At 70.9% G+C, this 16,142-nt stretch carries 16 protein-coding genes; all 16 read right to left on the bottom strand.

Features of this window, described 5'->3' with window-relative positions; genetic code table 11:
• Positions 1 to 161 (bottom strand): flavodoxin-dependent (E)-4-hydroxy-3-methylbut-2-enyl-diphosphate synthase (locus tag ABZV31_RS23065; protein WP_355896908.1); only part of this gene is annotated, 161 nt, incomplete at its 3' end.
• Positions 162 to 165: 4 nt separating this feature from the next.
• On the bottom strand, positions 166 to 1,188 hold the full coding sequence (gene hpnH, locus ABZV31_RS23060) for an adenosyl-hopene transferase HpnH (protein ID WP_355896892.1): 1,023 nt from the start codon (positions 1,186 to 1,188) through the stop codon (positions 166 to 168).
• 5 nt (positions 1,189 to 1,193) lie between these two features.
• A complete protein-coding gene (locus ABZV31_RS23055) occupies positions 1,194 to 1,835 on the bottom strand; it encodes a 1-hydroxy-2-methyl-2-butenyl 4-diphosphate reductase (protein WP_355896889.1) in 642 nt (213 codons plus the stop codon).
• Positions 1,835 to 3,859, bottom strand: a complete 2,025-nt coding sequence (gene shc / locus ABZV31_RS23050; RefSeq protein ID WP_355896886.1) for a squalene--hopene cyclase — start codon at positions 3,857 to 3,859, stop codon at positions 1,835 to 1,837. Before shc ends, ABZV31_RS23055 begins: the two co-directional genes overlap by 1 nt.
• A gap of 118 nt (positions 3,860 to 3,977) precedes the next feature.
• Entirely contained in the window at positions 3,978 to 5,108 is a 1,131-nt protein-coding gene (locus ABZV31_RS23045; protein ID WP_355896883.1) for a polyprenyl synthetase family protein, read from the bottom strand.
• Complete coding sequence (hpnE, locus tag ABZV31_RS23040) at positions 5,108 to 6,535, bottom strand: hydroxysqualene dehydroxylase HpnE (protein ID WP_355896881.1); 1,428 nt, start codon at positions 6,533 to 6,535, stop codon at positions 5,108 to 5,110. Before hpnE ends, ABZV31_RS23045 begins: the two co-directional genes overlap by 1 nt.
• Positions 6,532 to 6,672: a DUF6380 family protein gene (locus ABZV31_RS23035; RefSeq protein WP_355896878.1), complete on the bottom strand. Its 141-nt coding sequence runs from the start codon at positions 6,670 to 6,672 to the stop codon at positions 6,532 to 6,534. The genes hpnE and ABZV31_RS23035 overlap by 4 nt, the downstream gene beginning before the upstream one ends.
• The gene (gene hpnD / locus ABZV31_RS23030; protein ID WP_355896875.1) at positions 6,672 to 7,622 is read right to left on the bottom strand and encodes a presqualene diphosphate synthase HpnD; all 951 of its coding nucleotides are present in this window, start codon (positions 7,620 to 7,622) and stop codon (positions 6,672 to 6,674) included. The genes ABZV31_RS23035 and hpnD overlap by 1 nt, the downstream gene beginning before the upstream one ends.
• Positions 7,619 to 8,518, bottom strand: a complete 900-nt coding sequence (gene hpnC / locus ABZV31_RS23025; protein WP_355896873.1) for a squalene synthase HpnC — start codon at positions 8,516 to 8,518, stop codon at positions 7,619 to 7,621. Before hpnC ends, hpnD begins: the two co-directional genes overlap by 4 nt.
• Positions 8,519 to 8,874: 356 nt before the next feature.
• The gene (locus ABZV31_RS23020; RefSeq protein WP_355896870.1) at positions 8,875 to 9,678 is read right to left on the bottom strand and encodes an ABC transporter ATP-binding protein; all 804 of its coding nucleotides are present in this window, start codon (positions 9,676 to 9,678) and stop codon (positions 8,875 to 8,877) included.
• Positions 9,671 to 10,600 carry an ABC transporter permease gene (locus ABZV31_RS23015; protein WP_355896868.1) on the bottom strand — a complete coding sequence of 310 codons (930 nt, stop codon included), beginning with the start codon at positions 10,598 to 10,600 and terminating at the stop codon, positions 9,671 to 9,673. The genes ABZV31_RS23020 and ABZV31_RS23015 overlap by 8 nt, the downstream gene beginning before the upstream one ends.
• Positions 10,601 to 10,696: 96 nt before the next feature.
• Complete coding sequence (locus ABZV31_RS23010) at positions 10,697 to 11,581, bottom strand: glycosyltransferase (RefSeq protein WP_355896865.1); 885 nt, start codon at positions 11,579 to 11,581, stop codon at positions 10,697 to 10,699.
• A 5-nt stretch (positions 11,582 to 11,586) separates the two neighbouring features.
• Entirely contained in the window at positions 11,587 to 12,372 is a 786-nt protein-coding gene (locus ABZV31_RS23005; RefSeq protein ID WP_355896862.1) for a CDP-alcohol phosphatidyltransferase family protein, read from the bottom strand.
• Positions 12,350 to 13,411, bottom strand: coding sequence for an iron-containing alcohol dehydrogenase family protein (locus tag ABZV31_RS23000; protein WP_355896859.1), 1,062 nt, complete (start codon positions 13,409 to 13,411; stop codon positions 12,350 to 12,352). Before ABZV31_RS23000 ends, ABZV31_RS23005 begins: the two co-directional genes overlap by 23 nt.
• Positions 13,399 to 14,151, bottom strand: coding sequence for a phosphocholine cytidylyltransferase family protein (locus tag ABZV31_RS22995; protein ID WP_355896856.1), 753 nt, complete (start codon positions 14,149 to 14,151; stop codon positions 13,399 to 13,401). Before ABZV31_RS22995 ends, ABZV31_RS23000 begins: the two co-directional genes overlap by 13 nt.
• Positions 14,148 to 15,965, bottom strand: a complete 1,818-nt coding sequence (locus ABZV31_RS22990) for a DUF5941 domain-containing protein (protein ID WP_355896854.1) — start codon at positions 15,963 to 15,965, stop codon at positions 14,148 to 14,150. Before ABZV31_RS22990 ends, ABZV31_RS22995 begins: the two co-directional genes overlap by 4 nt.
• Between the last annotated feature and the right edge of the window lie 177 nt (positions 15,966 to 16,142).

Here is a 16,142-nt window from a genome sequence, read left to right as displayed (position 1 = left end):
GTCGCGCCGACGTCCGAGGTCCGCGTCGTCGTCATCGACTGCACCGACACCGGCGCGTCCCCGCCCACCGCCACGGATCCGACCTGGATCTGCCGCGACACGCGCCGCTCGGCGACCGGCCGGGCCGGTACCTCGGGGACGCCCAAGGGAATGGCGGTCATGATGTCACCCTCGGTTCTGCGCGACGGTCTCGCGCATGGCGCGCAGGGACTCCTTCAGGGAACCCATGGTGGCCAGCACGGCGGTGGGCTCGTAGCCGCAGTGCGCCATGCAGTTGGCGCAGCGCGGGTCCTTGCCGCGGCCGTACTTGTCCCAGTCGGTCTCCTCGATCAGCTCCCGGTACGTCGGGACGTATCCGTCGCTCATCAGGTAGCAGGGGCGCTGCCAGCCGAACAGCGAGTAGTTCGGGATCGCCCAAGCGGTGCACGGGAAGTCGACCTTGCCCTCGAGGAAGTCGAGGAACAGCGGGGAGTGGTTGAGCCGCCAGCGGCGCCGGTTGCCGCCCGCGAAGGCCTTCTTGAACAGCTCGCGGGTCTGCTCCACGCCCAGGAAGTGCTCCTGGTCGGGCGCCTTCTCGTAGGCGTAGGCGGGCGAGATCATCATCTCGTCGACCTTGAGGTCGTCGTTGAGGTAGTTGAGGACCTCGATGACGGTCTGCGGGGTGTCGGTGTTGAAGAAGGTCGAGTTGGTGGTCACCCGGAAGCCGCGCCGCTTGGCCTCCTTGATGGCCTCCACCGCCTCGTCGAACACGCCCTCCTTCGCCACCGACTCGTCGTGCCGCTCGCGCAGCCCGTCGATGTGCACGGCGAAGGCGAAATAGGGAGAGGGCTTGAACTTGTCGATCTTCTTGCGCAGCAGCATGGCGTTGGTGCACAGGAAGACGTACTTCCGCCTGGCGACCAACTGGCGTACGATCTCGTCGATCTGCGGGTGCATCAGGGGCTCGCCGCCCGCGATGGACACCATCGGCGCACCGGACTCGAGCACCGCTCCCACGGCCTGTGCAACCGGCATGCGCTGCTTGAGCACGCCGGCCGGATGCTGGATCTTGCCGCAGCCCTCGCACTTCAGGTTGCAGGCGAAGAGGGGTTCAAGCTCCACGATGAGCGGAAACTTGTCCCGCTTGCGCAGCTTCTGTTCGGCCAAATATGTAGCGACCTTGATGGACTGACGCAGCGGCATGGCCATCTGGCTCACCTCCTGGGGAGCAGAACATTACGGTGCCATTCGAAGAAAGTCGGCAGGACGGAGCGAAGGACACGGAAAGCCGATATTCCACCGCGCACCGTGCCGATCCGGACGAGCTCATGTTCTGGAGCGTCCACGACCACCCGGACGGCCGCAACCGGGCGCGCGCCCACACGCACGGCGCCCAGGAGCGTGGCCGCCGACTCCATGTCGACCGCGATCGCGCCGGTGGCGCGCAGATCGGACCGTTCGGGTCCGCGGACGACGTGGTCGGAGCCGGTGAGCGGCCCGGTGTGGACGGTGCGCCCGGGCAGGGTGCGCACGAGTTCCTTGACGAGCAGTTCGGTGCCTTCGCACGGGACGTTTCCGCGCGGGTCCCGGGTCTCCTCGGCGACGACGAGGTCACCGGGGTGCATGCCGGGGGCGAGCCCCGCGCAGAAGCCCGTGGCCAGGACAGCGGCCCCGCTCAGCGCCGGGTCGGCGAGGACCCGGGTGACGGAGCGTTCCGCCGCCTTCGGCCCCATGCCCGTACGCAGGACGGTGACCGGCCCGCCGGCGCCGCTGCGGTCGCTCATGCGCAGGGCGAGGTGCTCGATGCCGAGCGCGCAGGCGATCAGCAGCGGGGCCGGGTCGGGCTGTGTGCCCATCAGCCCCCCTTGGCCTCGGCGAGGGGCTTGTCGGCGAGGGGTTTGCCGACGAAGGGCTCTCCGTTGACGTATCGGCCGAGTGCGGTGAGCGGGAAGACCTGCCGATAAAGGTGGTAGTTGATGGAGAAGTCCCAGGGGAAGCCGGTGCCGGTGAAGTACGGCTCGTCCCAGGAGCCGTCCTCCCGCTGGGTGGCGGCGAGCCACGCGATGCCGCGCTCGACGGCCTTGGAGTCCCTCTCCCCAGCCGCCAGCAGGGCGAGCAGCGCCCACGCGGTCTGCGAGGCGGTGGAGACGCCCTTGCCGCTCCACTCCTTGGCGTCCTTGTAGGAGCGCAGGTCCTCGCCCCAGCCGCCGTCGTCGTTCTGCACGCGCTCCAGCCAGGCCACCGCGCGACGGATCGCCGGGTGCGAGCCGGGCAGGCCCGCGGCGACCAGGGCGGGCACCACCGACCCGGTGCCGTAGATGTAGTTGACGCCCCAGCGCCCGAACCACGAGCCGTCCGGCTCCTGTTCGGCCAGCAGCCACTCGATGCCGCGCCGGGTGCGCGGGTCGTGGGCGAGGCCCTCGACCGCGAGCATCTCGACGACGTGCGCGGTGACGTCCGCGGACGGCGGGTCGATGACCTCGCCGAAGTCGCAGAACGGCAGCCGGTTGGGGAAGGGGCTGGTGTTGTCGACGTCGAAGGCGCCCCACGCGCCGTTCCTCGACTGCATGCCGAGGTTCCAGCGCACCCCGCGCGCGATGGCCTTCTCGACCCGCTCCGGGTCGTGGTGCCGGACGCGGCGCAGCGCGAGGACGACCTCGGCGGTGTCGTCGATGTCCGGGTAGTTGTCGTTGTGGAACTCGAACGCCCAGCCGCCGGGCGGAAGGTGCGGCCTGCGCACCGACCAGTCGCCGGGACGCACGATCTGTTCGCCGAGCATCCAGTCGGCGGCCTTCACCAGCTGGGGATGGTCCGCGGGCAGCCCCGCGTCGGCGAGCGCGATGGTGGCCAGGCAGGTGTCCCACACCGGCGACTGGCAGGCCTCGATCATGCGGGCGCCGTCCTCGCGCCAGACGGCGAAACGGTCCAACGACTCCAGGCCCGCGCGCATCACGGGGTGCTGGAGGTCGTAGCCCAGCAGGTGCAGCGCGATGACCGAGTACACGGCCGGCGGCTGGATGCCGCCCCAGCAGCCGTCGTTCTCCTGCCGCTCGATGATCCAGCGGGCGGCGGTGTTCATCGCGGCCTTGCGCAGCCGCTTCGGGGCGACCTTGCGGAAGGAGTGCAGCGCCTTGTCGAGGCGCTGGAAGGCGCCGTCCCAACTCGCCACCGGCGCAAGGGGTGTGGGCGGGTTGGGGTTGTCCGGGTCGGTGTACAGCTCGTCCAGCGGGAAGGGCGCGGGCCGCACGGGCCGTTTCGCGGAGACGATCGTCAGCGGGACGATGGTCTGCCGGGCCCAGCAGCCGAAGTCGTAGATGTTGAGCGGGACCCACGTGGGGAAGTAGATGAGTTCCGGCGGGAGTTCGGGCAGGTCCTCCCACCTCCACCAGCCGAACAGGGCCAGCCAGATCCGGGTGAAGACGCGGGAGGCGGCGATGCCGCCCTGCTCGCGGATCCAGGCGGAGGCCTTGGCCATGTGGGGGGCGTCGGGTTCGTCGCCGGCCAGGCGAAGGGCGACGTACGCCTCGATGGTGGTGGAGAGTTCGCCGGGTCCGCCGTAGAACGTGGCCCAGGTGCCGTCCTCGCGCTGCTCACCGCGGATGAAGAGCGCGGCGGCCCGGGTCGTCGCCTCGTCGCGGATGCCCAGGAACTGACGCAGCAGCAGGTCCTCGGCGTCCATCGTGACGTTCGTCTCAAGGTCGCCCTTCCACCAGCCCTCTGCGTCCTGCCGGGAGAGCAGGAAGTCGGTGGCGCGCCGGACGGCGCGTGCGGCGGCTTCTTGCACCCCGGCCGCCACGGGGGTGGTGATGTGGGTTTCGCTGGCCGCGGCAGCGCGGGGCGGCAGGGTCGCCCCGGTGCTTCCGTCGGTCGTCGCTGTCATGGCTTCCCCTTCGTGCAGTCGTGCAAGTCGTGCTGCTGTGGGTCCGCCGTCGGCCGGTGCCTGAAACCTCTTGCGGCACCGGCCGGCGACTACGCGAGGAGTGTTCGAGCGATAGTGATCATCTCTTTCGTACGACGACGAAGTCGGCGAGCGCCGTGAAGGAGGCCCGTACCGGCTCGGGCATGTCGATGGCGTCGAGGGCTTCGATGGCGACGGTGTGCTGACGGCGCGCCTCCTCGGCCGTCCACTCGCGGCCGCCCGCCTCCTCGATGAGGGCGGCGCGGGCCGCGAACTCCTCCTCGGAGAAGTTCTCGAAGTCGCTGCTCTTGGCGTCGGCGGCGAGGATCTCGCCGAGCCGCTCGGAGGCGGATCCGCCCGCCGCGAGCGCGGCCACGACCGGCAGCGACTTCTTGCGCTGGCGCAGATCGCTCCAGGTCTGCTTGCCGGTGGCCTCCGGGTCGCCCCAGATACCGAGGAGGTCGTCGACGGCCTGGAAAGCGAGGCCGAGGTGGTAGCCGTACTTCTCCAGCGCGTCGGCGGTCGCGTCGTCCGCGCCGCCGAGCACCGCACCGATGGAGCTGGCGCAGGCGAGCAGGGCGCCGGTCTTGTTGCCCTCCATCTCCAGGCACTCCGCGACGCTGACGCGGTCGCGGTGCTCGTAGGAGATGTCCTGCGCCTGACCGTCGATCAGGGCGCGGGTGGCGGTGGTCAGGCGGCGGGTGGCACGGCCGGCCTCGACCGTGCCGAGCTCCAGCAGGATCTCGTTGGCCAGGGCGAACAGGGCGTCACCGACCAGGATGGCCTGGGCGGGGCCGTGCACCTTCCAGACGGTGTCGCGGTGGCGGCGCTGTTCGTCGCCGTCCATCAGGTCGTCGTGCAGCAGCGAGAAGTTGTGGACCAGTTCGACGGCGACCGCGCCGGGGATGCCGACTTCGGGCGCGGCCCCGGTGACCTCCGCGGAGAGTACGGCGAGGGCGGGGCGCACGGCCTTGCCTCCGTCTCCGTCCGCGGGGTTGCCCTCGGCGTCGATCCAGCCGAAGTGGTAGGCGGCAACAGTGTCCATGGGAGGTGCCAGGCGGTCGATGGCCGCCCGCAGTACCGGCGTGGCCAAGGTCCGGCCGCGCTCCAACAGCGCGGTCACGTCCACCGCGTCGGCAGCCGTCGAGGCCGGGGGCACAGTGGGCACAGTCTCTCCTCTTGTTGCGGTGCCGGGGGTGCGGGGGCCTGCCGCGCCGTGCTGATCGAGCATCAAGCCGCCTCCTCGAACGCGAACAGGCGGCTCGGGCGAGGCCGGCCGAGGGCGCTCAGCGCGGCGTCCGCCGCACTCACACCACTGCGGACCGCACTCTCCATGGTCGCGGGCCACCCTGTGGCGGTCCACGCTCCGGCCAGGTACAGGCCGGGGGCCTTGGTGCGGGCGCCGGGCCGCAGGCGCCCGACGCCGGGGGCCGGGGCGAACGTCGCCGTGCGCTCCCGGGTCACGAAGAAGTCCTTCACCTCGGCGCCGCGCGCGTGGGGCAGCAGCCGCCGCAGCTCGGGCAGATAGCGCTCGCGCAGCACGGCGACGGGTGCGTCGATCTCGTCCTGCGCCGCCGACTGGGACAGCGCCAGGTACTGACCGCGTTTCAGCCCGGACGCCTCCGTGCGGTCGAAGACCCACTGCACGGGGGTGCCGAGGGCGGCGAAGAAGGGCCTGCCCAGCACCTTGCGGTCGTAGACGACGTGGACGTTGAGGATCGGCGCGGTGCCGATCCGCAGCAGCCGCCCGGGGTCGTCGAGGGCACCGTGCGGCAGCAGGTCGTGCGCCTCGCGCTGCGGTACGGCGAGGACGACCGCGTCGGCCCGGAGCGTCTCGCCGGGAACCTGAACGCTCCAGCTCCCGTTCTCGTTGGTAGAGACGGAGGTGACGCGTGTACGGACCTCGGTACGCACGCCCGCGGAGTCGAGCGCCTTGCGGGCCAGCCGGTCGTGCAGTTCGCCCAGCGGGACGCGTGCCCAGCCGATGTCGGCCGCGCCCGGGTCGGACAGCAGACCGGTCTTGAACACCATCGCGGCGAGCCCCAGGGAGGCGTCGCCCGCGACCGCGTTGAGGGTGGCGACCCCGACCAGGTCCCACAGGGCCTCGACGGCACGCGCCGACTGACCGTGCGCGGTCAGCCAGCTGCCGAAGTCCTGGGTGTCCAGGGTCGGATCGGCAAGGTCGAGCCCCTTGAGCGCGAGCGCGGCACGGCCGACCTTGGCGCGCTCGGCGAGCGAGAGGTGCGGGTACGTCGCCAGGCTCCGCCCCAGGTGCAGGGGGACGGGCAGCGCGTCGCGCCGCAGCCTGCCGAGCCGTCGTCCCTCGGGCCTGGTGGCGTCCAGGACGGGCACGTCGAGGCGGTCCTGCAGCGGGGCGAGTGCCGCCGCCTCGATCCGGTCGAGGAACCAGCGGTAGGCGGTGCAGCAGCGCAGGTACACGTGCTGCCCGTTGTCGACGGTCAGGTCGCCGCGCCGGAAGGAGAAGGCGAGCCCGCCGAGGCGTGGCCGGCCCTCCAGCAACGTCACGCGGACTTCGGCGTCGGCGAGCGCGAGCGCGGCGGTGATGCCGGCGAGCCCGCCGCCGACCACGACGACGTGCCGCCCGGATGGTCCGGGGGTGCCGGTGAGCGGCCCTTCCGGCCGGTTGCCGTCGGTCATCGTGCGCCCTCCCCTGTGCGCCCGCCGTGGCGACGAGGTGCCCCACGGCCGGCCGTTGCCGTCAGGGACGCTGTCCAGCACCGGAGGGTTGCCCGCCGCTTTTCACCGGTGGAGTCACCTTGGACGGAATTGTCCATCAGGCGCGCCTCCTGACGGTCTGCCGGGACACGTGCCGGGCTTCCAGTCCGGACAGGCCGCGCACGGCGACGTACGCCTTCTCGCGCCCGGGCAGCGAGACCCGGCCGCGCAGCACCGCCTCCGGCTCGCGCTCGATGCGGTCGAGCAGGCGGCGGTAGATGCCGGCCATGGCGGCGACACACGCGCCGCTGCGCCGGTCCAGCATGGGCAGCAGCCGGTAGCCCTCGGCGAAAAGGGCACGGGCGCGTCGTACTTCGAAGTGCACGAGGCCCGCGAAGTCGGAGCCCTCCGGCGGTGTCGGCCCGTGGAACCCCGCCGAGCAGCCGAACTTGGCGAGGTCGTCGGCGGGCAGGTAGGTGCGGCCGCCCTCGGCGTCCTCGCGGATGTCCCGGAGGATGTTGGTGAGCTGCAGCGCGAGCCCGAGCGTGTCGGCGTACTCGGGTGCGCGCTCAGCGCCGCGCGCCCCCGGTTCCGTGCCGAACACGCCGAGCGAGAGCCGTCCGATGGCCCCGGCCACACAGCGGCAGTAGACCTTCAGGTCGTCCCAGGTCTCATACGTTTCACCGCGCACGTCCATGAGGACGCCGTCGATGAGTTCGTCCAGGCCGCCGAGCGGGATCGGGAAGGCCCGGGAGGCGTGGGTGAGGGCGACCGCGACGGGGTCGATGTCGTCGTCCTCGACCGCGCCCTCGCGGATCCGGCCGAGCAGGCTGCGGGTGTCCTCGAGCCGGGCGACCTTGACGTCGTCCGCCAGCGCCCCGTCGCCGATGTCGTCGACGCGCCGGGAGAACGCGTACAGCGCCGACATCGCGCGGCGCTTGGGCGTCGGCAGCAGTCTGATGCCGTAGGCGAAGTTACGGGCCTGCTGTCCGGTGACAGCCTCGCAGTAGCTGTAGGCGGCGAGTACCGGTGCGGACACGTGCGGTGGATACTCCACGGCCCGGATCACCCCTCTCCTCGCAGAGTCACGCCCACCTCACGCAGCAACTGGACCTTGCCGGGCTTGGGCGGGCCGGGAAGTACGTCGTATTCGGCCGCGGCGATCGCGCGGATCGCCGCCCTTCCCCCCGCCACGAACCCTGCGAGCAGCATCTTCAACCTGCCGTGGACGCTACCCACGAGAGGGGCGCCTTCATTCAGCAGATCGCGGGCGCGTTGTGCTTCGTATGCAATCAGTGCGCGCACCGATGCGCCTGCGGTGGGCGCGGCGAGATCCGCCTGCTGGACCTGAAAGCGTTTCATGTCGGTGGCGGGCAGATAGATGCGGTCGCGACCCAGGTCCTCCTTGACATCCTGGAGGTGCTCGACGATCTGGAGGGCGGTGCAGACCGCGTCGGAGCGGCGGATCCGCTCGGGGGTCGAGGTGCCGGTGACGGCGAGGACGAGGCGGCCGACGGGGTTGGCGGACAGTTCGCAGTAGGCGAGGAGGTCGTCGTAGGTCTCGTACCGCTTGACGAGCTGGTCCTGGCGGTTGGCGGCGATCAGGCCGAGGAACGGCTCGGGGGTCAGCGAGCGGCGGCGGACGGTGGACTGCAGGCGGCGCAGCAGGGGGTGGCGCGGGGTGGAGTCGAAGACCCGGCGCAGGTCGGCCTCGAAGGCGTCGAGGAGGACGAGGCGGTCCTCGGCCTCCTCGGGCGACACGCCGAGCAGACGGGCGTCGTCGCCGCCGGGAGTGAGGTCGCCGTCGCCGATGTCGTCGACGAGGCGGGCGAAGCCGTAGACGGCCATGAGGTCGGTGCGCCACGCCTTGGGCAGGAAGAACGGTGCCACGGGGAAGTTCTCACCCGCGGCCTTGTCCAGTGTGGTGCGCTCCGGGTCGCGCACCGTCGTGTCTGTTGCTGTCACTGTGGGCTGCCCGGGGCGGGGACGGCACATGCTGCGTTGAGCTGGGGAGTTTCCGTAGCCATTGCCGTCACATCTCCCGTTCTACACTGCCGACCCAATACACACTATTTCGGACACGCCGCCCGGCCATCCGCAGGGCAGCCCCCGCGGAGGTAGTGCATTATCGCCCCACTTGCCGCTTTCCGGGACCGGTACAGCTTACGTTGTACAACGCGGCGAGCTCCGCCGGGGTGTCCTGCACATCACAACAACACACCGATTGGCGTCAAGATTCCCAAGTGCGCACCGAGTTGACGTTTCCTTTGCAGATCGGGGCCCCGCCGGAACAGTTCCGGCGGGGCCCCGATCTGCGTGGGCTACTTGCCCGTGAACTTCTCGTACTCCTTGAGCACCTCTTCGGTGGGGCCGTCCATGCGCAGTTCGCCGCGTTCCAGCCACAGCACGCGGTTGCAGGTGTCGCGGATCGACTTGTTGTTGTGACTGACCAGAAACACGGTGCCGGCCTCCTTGCGCAGCTCCCGGATGCGGTCCTCGGACCGCTTCTGGAACTTTCGGTCGCCGGTGGCCAGGGCCTCGTCGATCATCAGCACGTCGTGGTCCTTGGCCGCGGCGATGGAGAAGCGCAGCCGGGCCGCCATGCCGGAGGAGTAGGTGCGCATCGGCAGGGTGATGAAGTCGCCCTTCTCGTTGATGCCGGAGAAATCGACGATCTCCTGGTAGCGCGACTTGATCTCTTCGCGCGACATGCCCATGGCGAGGCCGCCCAGGATGACGTTCCGCTCGCCGGTCAGGTCGTTCATCAGGGCCGCGTTCACCCCCAGCAGCGAGGGCTGGCCGTCCGTGTAGACCTTGCCCTTCTCGGCGGGCAGCAGGCCGGCGATGGCGCGCAGCAGGGTGGACTTGCCGGAGCCGTTGGACCCGATCAGGCCGATGGCCTCACCGCGGTAGGCGACGAAGGAGACGCCCCGCACGGCGTGCACCTTGCGCACGCCCCGCTCCTCGCCGCGCTTCAGGATGCGGCTGAGGGCGGCGGTGGCGCTGCCCTTGCCGGTCCTGGCGCCGTTGACGCGGTAGACGATGTGCAGGTTGTCCACGATGACGGTGGGGACCCGCTCCCCGCCGTCCTGCCGGACGTACTGCCCGATGCTCTGCTCAGCCACGGCCGTACCTCTCCTCCGCCTTCCAGAAGTACACGAACCCGCCGCTGAAGACGACCACGGCCCAGAACAGGGCGACGGCCCAGACGTGCGGCGGAAGGTTCGCGGCACCGTAGCCGTCGATCAGCGCGAACCGCATGAGGTCCATGTAGACCGCGGCGGGGTTCACCTGCATCAGACGGATGAACCACTCCGGCCGTCCGGCGAGCATGCCGTGGATGGAGAACATCACGCCGGACGTGTACATCCAGGTGCGCAGGATGAACGGCATGAGCTGGGCGAGGTCGGGGGTCTTGGCGCCCAACCGGGCCACGATCAGCGCCACGCCGGTGTTGAACAGGAACTGCAGCACCAGCACCGGCACGATCAGCAGCCAGGACAGGCCCGGGTAGCTGCCGAAGCCGATGGCCACGACGAACAGCACGATCATCGAGAACAGCAACTGCTGGAGCTGCTGCAGCGCGAACGAGATCGGCAGGGAGGCGCGCGGGAAGTGCAGCGCGCGCACCAGACCGAGGTTGCCGGAGATGGCGCGCACGCCCGCCATCACCGAGCTCTGCGTGAAGGTGAAGACGAACACGCCGGTGACCAGGAACGGGATGTACGTGTCGTGCGACATGCCCCGGCTGGCCTTGAGGATGACACCGAAGATGAAGTAGTACACCGCCGCGTTCAGCAGCGGGGTCGCCACCTGCCAGAGCTGGCCGAGCTTGGCCTGGCTGTACTGGGCGGTCAGCTTCGCCTGGGAGAAGGCGAGGATGAAGTGCCGACGGCCCCAGAGCTGGCGGACGTACTCCATGAGCGGAGGCCGGGCGCCGCTGACGGACAGCCCGTACTTGGCGGCGAGCTGCGCCGCCGTGAGGCCCTCGTCGGGCGACGGTGCCGCGCCCAGCGCGACGCCGCCGTCGTGCGTTGTCTCACTCACAAGTGGAAACTTTCGTCTTCGAGATGCGCAGCCTGTGCGGGCATGGCCCGAGCATCGGGCCGGGATGCGGCCCGATGCTCTCAAGGAACGAGCTTGTCAGATGACGGGAGGCCGGCCCAGTCGGGTCAGCCGCCAGACCGTGCGCCACTTCATGGGCCGGCGTGGACCGCACGAGGTGGTCCAGCCTTCCCGGAAGCCGCCGAACCAGGCCTTCAGGGCCGGGCGCGAGGGACGGCGGACGAGGGTGAGCAGCATCCAGACCCCGAGGTAGACCGGAACCAGGAGCGCGGGGAGGTTGCGGCGGGCCAGCCAGACGCGGTTGCGGGCGACCATGCGGTGGTAGACCGCGTGCCGCGAGGGCGCGGTCGTCGGGTGGTACAGCACCATGTCGGACCGGTAGTCGATCATCCAGCCCGCGTCGAGGGCCCGCCATGCCAGGTCGGTTTCCTCGTGCGCGTAGAAGAACTCGTCCGGCAGCCCGCCGACTTCGGCAAAGACCTGGGTACGGACGGCGTTGGCGCCGCCGAGGAAGGTGGTGACCCGGGAGGAGCGCATCGGGTCGGCGGCGCGCAGCCGGGGAACGTGGCGGCGCTGGGTGAGCCCGGTGTCCGGGTCGGCGATGCGGAAGCTGATGATGCCGAGCTTCGGGTCGGCCGCGAAGGCCTGGCGGCACAGCTCGGCGGTGTCGTGGTGGGCGAGGAGGCCGTCGTCGTCGAGGAAGAGCAATATGTCGACGTTGCCGCCGCTCGGGCCGAAGGCCTCGATGCCGACGTTGCGGCCGCCGGGGATGCCGAGGTTCTCGGGCAGTTCGATCGTCCGGACGCCCTCGGGGACGTCGGGGACGGGCGAGCCGTTGCCGACGACGACCACCTCGATGGGGTCGCCGTCCTGCTTGGCGACGGAGTCCAGCAGGGCCCTGAGCTCGTCGGGGCGGTTGCCCATGGTGATGATCACCGCGCCGACCTTCAGCGAAGAAGCCATGGCGCTCACCGCAGCCTGCTGGAGGCGAGGATGGACACAAGGTGCAGCAGGGTCTGCAGGATCGCGATGCCGGCCAGGACCGCGATGCCGAGGCGGGTCCAGAACAGGCCGCCGCCGGCGACGACGTCGAGGATCGCCACGAGCAGGATGAACAAGCTGGCCTCGACGCCGCCGACCAGGCGGTGGAACTTCAGCGCGGCCGCCGCCCTGCGGGCCAGCGCCAGGCCGGAGGAGCGGGGCACGGACGCCTCGTCCTTGACGGCGGGCAGGCCGCTGCGGGCGCGGGCCACGTCGACCAGGTCGGTCTCCGCCTTGATCAGGATCGCGCCGAGCGCGGCCAGGGTGCCGAGGAAGGCCCACAGCCACTCGGGGCTCTCGGAGCCGTCCCACAGGTCGGCACCGCGCAGGCCGAAGCCGACCAGCAGGGCCGCCTCGGAGAGGTAGTGGCCGATGCGGTCGAGGTAGACACCGGTGATCGAGGTCTGCTTGCGCCAGCGGGCGAGTTCGCCGTCGACGCAGTCCAGGAGCAGGTAGACCTGGATCAGGACGGCACCGAGCAGGGCCCCGGCGAGGCCCGGCACGAGCAGTGCCGCGCCCGCGAGGATGCCCGCGACGACCATCAGGTACGTGAGCTGGTTGGGCGTGATCCTGGTGTTGACCAGGTAGCGGTCGACCCGCAGGGACACCTCGCGCATGTAGAGGCGTCCCGCCCAGTGCTCACCGCTGCGCCGGTCCTTCACCCCTTCGGGGTGGACGACCGGTCTCAGTTCAGCTACCGATGGCCTTGACATAAGCGGCGTAGATGTCCTTGATCTGTTCGGTCGTGAGGTCGAGGTGTTCGAGGATCGTGTAGCGGCCGGGCCGGGTCTCCGGGGCGAACTCCACGACCCGGACGAACTCGTCCACCGTGAAGCCGATCTCCTCCGGCAGCACCGGCAGCCCGTGCCGACGCAGCACCTCGGCCATGTACGCCGACTCCTCGTGGGCCCCGCGCAGGTACATCGCGAAGGCCGCGCCCAGCCCGCACTGCTCGCCGTGGCTCGCGGCGCGCTTGGGGAACAGCAGGTCGAATGCGTGGTTGATCTCGTGGCAGGCGCCCGAGGACGGCCGCGAGTCGCCCGACACCGACATGGCGATCCCGCTGAGGACCAGCGCTTCGGCGAGCACCTGGAGGAAGGCGTTGTCGCCGATGCCGCCCGGGTGCCGCAGTACGGCCTCGCCGGCCTGGCGGGCCATGGCCGCGGCCAGGCCGTCGATCTTCTCGCCGTTGACGCGGTGGGACAGTTCCCAGTCCGCGATGGCGGAGATGTTCGAGACGGCGTCGCCGATGCCCGAGCGCACGAAGCGCGCCGGGGCCTCGCGGATCACGTCCAGGTCGATGACGACCGCGATCGGGTTCGGCACGCCGTAGGAGCCGCGGCCCGCGTCGTTGTCGAGGGTCGCGACCGGGGAGCACAGACCGTCGTGCGCGAGGTTCGTCGGGACGGCGACCAGCGGCAGGCCGACGCGCGCCGCGGCGAACTTGGCACAGTCGATGATCTTGCCACCGCCCAGGCCCACGACCGCGTCGTAGTGGCCGGCCTTCATCTCGCCGGCCAGCCGGATCGCGTCGTCGAGGGTGCCGCCGCCCACCTCGTACCAGGTTGCGCCGGGCAGCGAGGGGGCGATCCGCTCGCGCAGCCGGGCGCCGGAGCCGCTGCTCACGGCGACGGCGAGGCGGCCGGAGTGCGAGATGCGCTCGTCGGCGAGCACGCAGCCCAGGTCGTCGAGGGCACCCGGACGGATGTCCACGACGACCGGCGAGGGGATGAGCCGGGTCAGTACTGGCACGCGATCTCCCGTCCCTTGGCGAGATCGTCGTGGTTGTCGATCTCGACCCACTTGACGTCGCCGATCGGCGCAACGTCGATCCGGAAGCCGCGGTTGACCAGCTCCTGGTAGCCGTGCTCGTAGAACTGCTGCGGGTCGGTCTCCCACACCGTCTTCAGCGCGTCGGCCAGCTCGGGGGCCGCGTCGCCCTCGATGAGGGTGACGCCGATGTACTCGCCGGTGGCCTCGGCCGGGTCCATCAGCTTGGTGATCTTCTGGACGCCCTTGTCGGGGTCGACGACGACCTTCATCTCCTCGTCGGCCAGCGACTTCACGGTGTCCAGGGCGAGGATGATCTTCTTGCCGTCGCCGCGGGCGGCGAGCAGCGTCTTCTCGACGGAGACCGGGTGCACGGTGTCGCCGTTGGCGAGGATCACGCCGTCCTTGAGGACGTCACGGCCGCACCACAGGGAGTAGGCGTTGTTCCACTCCTCGGCCTTGTCGTTGTCGATGAGGGTGAGCTTGAGGCCGTACTTCTGCTCCAGGGCCGCCTTGCGCTCGTACACGGCCTCCTTGCGGTAGCCGACGATGATCGCGACCTCTGGCAAACCGATCTCGGCGAAGTTGCCGAGCGTGAGGTCGAGCACCGTGATGCTGTCCTCTATGCCCGCGGGCCCCACCGGCACCAGCGCCTTGGGCAGGGTGTCGGTGTAGGGGCGCAGGCGCCGTCCGGCGCCGGCCGCCAGCACGAGGCCGATCATGCGGGTTCTCCTTCGTCGTGTACGGCAGGCGCGCCGCCCTTGTGGGCGGACACCCAGAAGCGGATGCTCTCGACGAGCACCACCAGGGCGACGGCCACGGCGAAAACCGTGAGCGCGGCCTTGAACTGCGAGGCGGTGAGCAGCGCTGCCAGGACGGTGACAAGCAGCGTCCGCCCTTCGTGCCCCCCGATGGCGCGCACCAGCCAGGCTGGGGGCGCTCCGGCGTTGCCGCGGATGCGGTACACCGTGTCGTAGTGATGGTAGGCGACGGCGGCCACCAGGCCGAAAGCCGCAGGGAGCGCTCCGTTCACCCCGGCTTTGGCGGCCAGCCCTAGGACGGTGCCGTATTCGGCGGCCCGGAAGAACGGCGGGACCAGCCAGTCGAGGGCGCCCTTGAGGGGGCGGGCGACAGCGAGGCCCGAGGTGACGGTGTAGACGACGGCCCCGAGGACCGGCCAGGGGCCGCCGAAGCCGGTCAGGGCCGAGGTGGCGACGACGGCGAGGCCGCCGAGGAGGGCCACGGCCGGGGCGGTGATGCCGGGCAGCCGCCGCACGAGGTTCTTGGAGGCACCGGCGAGGCCCTGGGCGAGCGGCCCGCTGTCGGCGAGGTCCGCCAGCGCCTGCGCCGCCCGGTCGGTGCGGTGTGCCTTGCGGGTCACCGACCGGAGCACGCGGCCCGCCGTGGTGTACGTCGCCGCGAAGGCGCAGCCGATGAGCAGCGCGTAGAAGGTGATGCGGGGGGTCGTGGCGGCCGTGAGGACGGCCATCATCGCCCAGCGCTCGCCGATGGGCAGGACGATCATCCGGCGCACCCAGACCGTCCAGCCGACGCTGTCGAGCCGGTCGGAGAGGGCGGCGGTGGGGCTGGTGTTGGCAGTGGCGTCGTGGTTGGCCTCGTTGAAGGAGAAGTCGACCACGTGCCGGCAGGTCTGCAGGACCATCGCACCGAGGGCGAGGGCCCACACGTCGTCGCCGCCACGGGCCGCGCCGAGGGCGAGGCCGGCGTAGTAGGCGTACTCCTTGGCCCGGTCGAAGGTGGCGTCCAGCCAGGCGCCGAGCGTGGAGTACTGCAGCGAGTAGCGGGCGAGCTGGCCGTCGGTGCAGTCCAGAACGAAGGAGGCGATGAGCAGCACGCCGGCGGCGACGAAGCCGCCGCGGGTGCCGGTGGCGGCGCAGCCGGCCGCTATCAGGGCGGTGAGCAGGGAAGCGGTGGTGACCTGGTTGGGGGTCAGGCCGCGGCGCGCGCACCAGCGGGCGATGTAGCGCGAGTACGGGCTGATGAAGAAGGTGGTGAAGAAGCCGTCGCGGGCTTTCACGGCGGACTTCAGGCGTACGGCCTCGTCGTCGACGGCGGCGACGGCCTGCCGTGCCTCGTTGCGGGCCTGCGGGTCGGTGGGGACGGCGGCGACGAGGCTGCCGAGCTCGGGGCGGTGCACGTCGGCGCCGTCGGCGTCCAGGGCGGCGACGATGCGGTCGGCGAGGCTGTCGACCGCGAGTGCCGTACCGCCGCCGGCGGAGTTCTCGCGGGCCATCGCGCGGGTCAGGGCCTGGCGACCGGCCGGCTGGGCGGTGACGGCACCGGGCAGGGCGGCGAGCGGGAAGCGGGGGTCGGTCAGGCCCAGGCGCAGCGCGTGCAGGTGACCGACGAACCGGGCGTCGACGACGGCGACCCGCTGGTCGCCGGGCACCTGGGCCAGGAGGGTCTCGGCGTCGGCGGCGTCGACGGCGACCTGCACGTCGAAGCCGAGGGACCGCAGATCGCCCTCGATCGACGATCCGGGGACCGGCTGACCGGTGAGGATGGCGGTCGACAACCGAACTCACTCCCTGGGTGCCGACGCATCCGCGCCGGTCATGTGCATGGTGGGGGGCGCCGCTTTCCTGTGGCACCCGGGCGGCATGTCGGCAGAGGCTATCGGATGACGGGAAGCCCGCGTTCACCGCCCGTTCACGGGCCGATCAACGCGGTCTGCTGCGGCCTTCACCGCGAT

The sequence above is a fragment of the Streptomyces sp. NPDC005202 genome, assembly GCF_040608235.1.
GTDB lineage: Bacteria > Actinomycetota > Actinomycetes > Streptomycetales > Streptomycetaceae > Streptomyces.
The sequence above is the reverse complement of the archived record's forward strand: the minus strand, read 5'-3'. Positions and strand labels throughout refer to the sequence as shown.

Excerpts from the sequence above, each read along its gene's own strand:
- ABZV31_RS23045 (WP_355896883.1), bottom strand. The coding sequence starts at position 5,108 with ATGCTCGATCAGCACGGCGCGGCAGGCCCCCGCACCCCCGGCACCGCA.
- ABZV31_RS23055 (WP_355896889.1), bottom strand. The coding sequence starts at position 1,835 with ATGGGCACACAGCCCGACCCGGCCCCGCTGCTGATCGCCTGCGCGCTC.
- ABZV31_RS22995 (WP_355896856.1), bottom strand. The coding sequence starts at position 14,151 with ATGATCGGCCTCGTGCTGGCGGCCGGCGCCGGACGGCGCCTGCGCCCC.
- ABZV31_RS23005 (WP_355896862.1), bottom strand. The coding sequence starts at position 12,372 with ATGTCAAGGCCATCGGTAGCTGAACTGAGACCGGTCGTCCACCCCGAA.
- ABZV31_RS23035 (WP_355896878.1), bottom strand. The coding sequence starts at position 6,672 with ATGGACAATTCCGTCCAAGGTGACTCCACCGGTGAAAAGCGGCGGGCA.
- hpnH (WP_355896892.1), bottom strand. The coding sequence starts at position 1,188 with ATGGCCATGCCGCTGCGTCAGTCCATCAAGGTCGCTACATATTTGGCC.
- hpnE (WP_355896881.1), bottom strand. The coding sequence starts at position 6,535 with ATGACCGACGGCAACCGGCCGGAAGGGCCGCTCACCGGCACCCCCGGA.
- shc (WP_355896886.1), bottom strand. The coding sequence starts at position 3,859 with ATGACAGCGACGACCGACGGAAGCACCGGGGCGACCCTGCCGCCCCGC.
- ABZV31_RS23010 (WP_355896865.1), bottom strand. The coding sequence starts at position 11,581 with ATGGCTTCTTCGCTGAAGGTCGGCGCGGTGATCATCACCATGGGCAAC.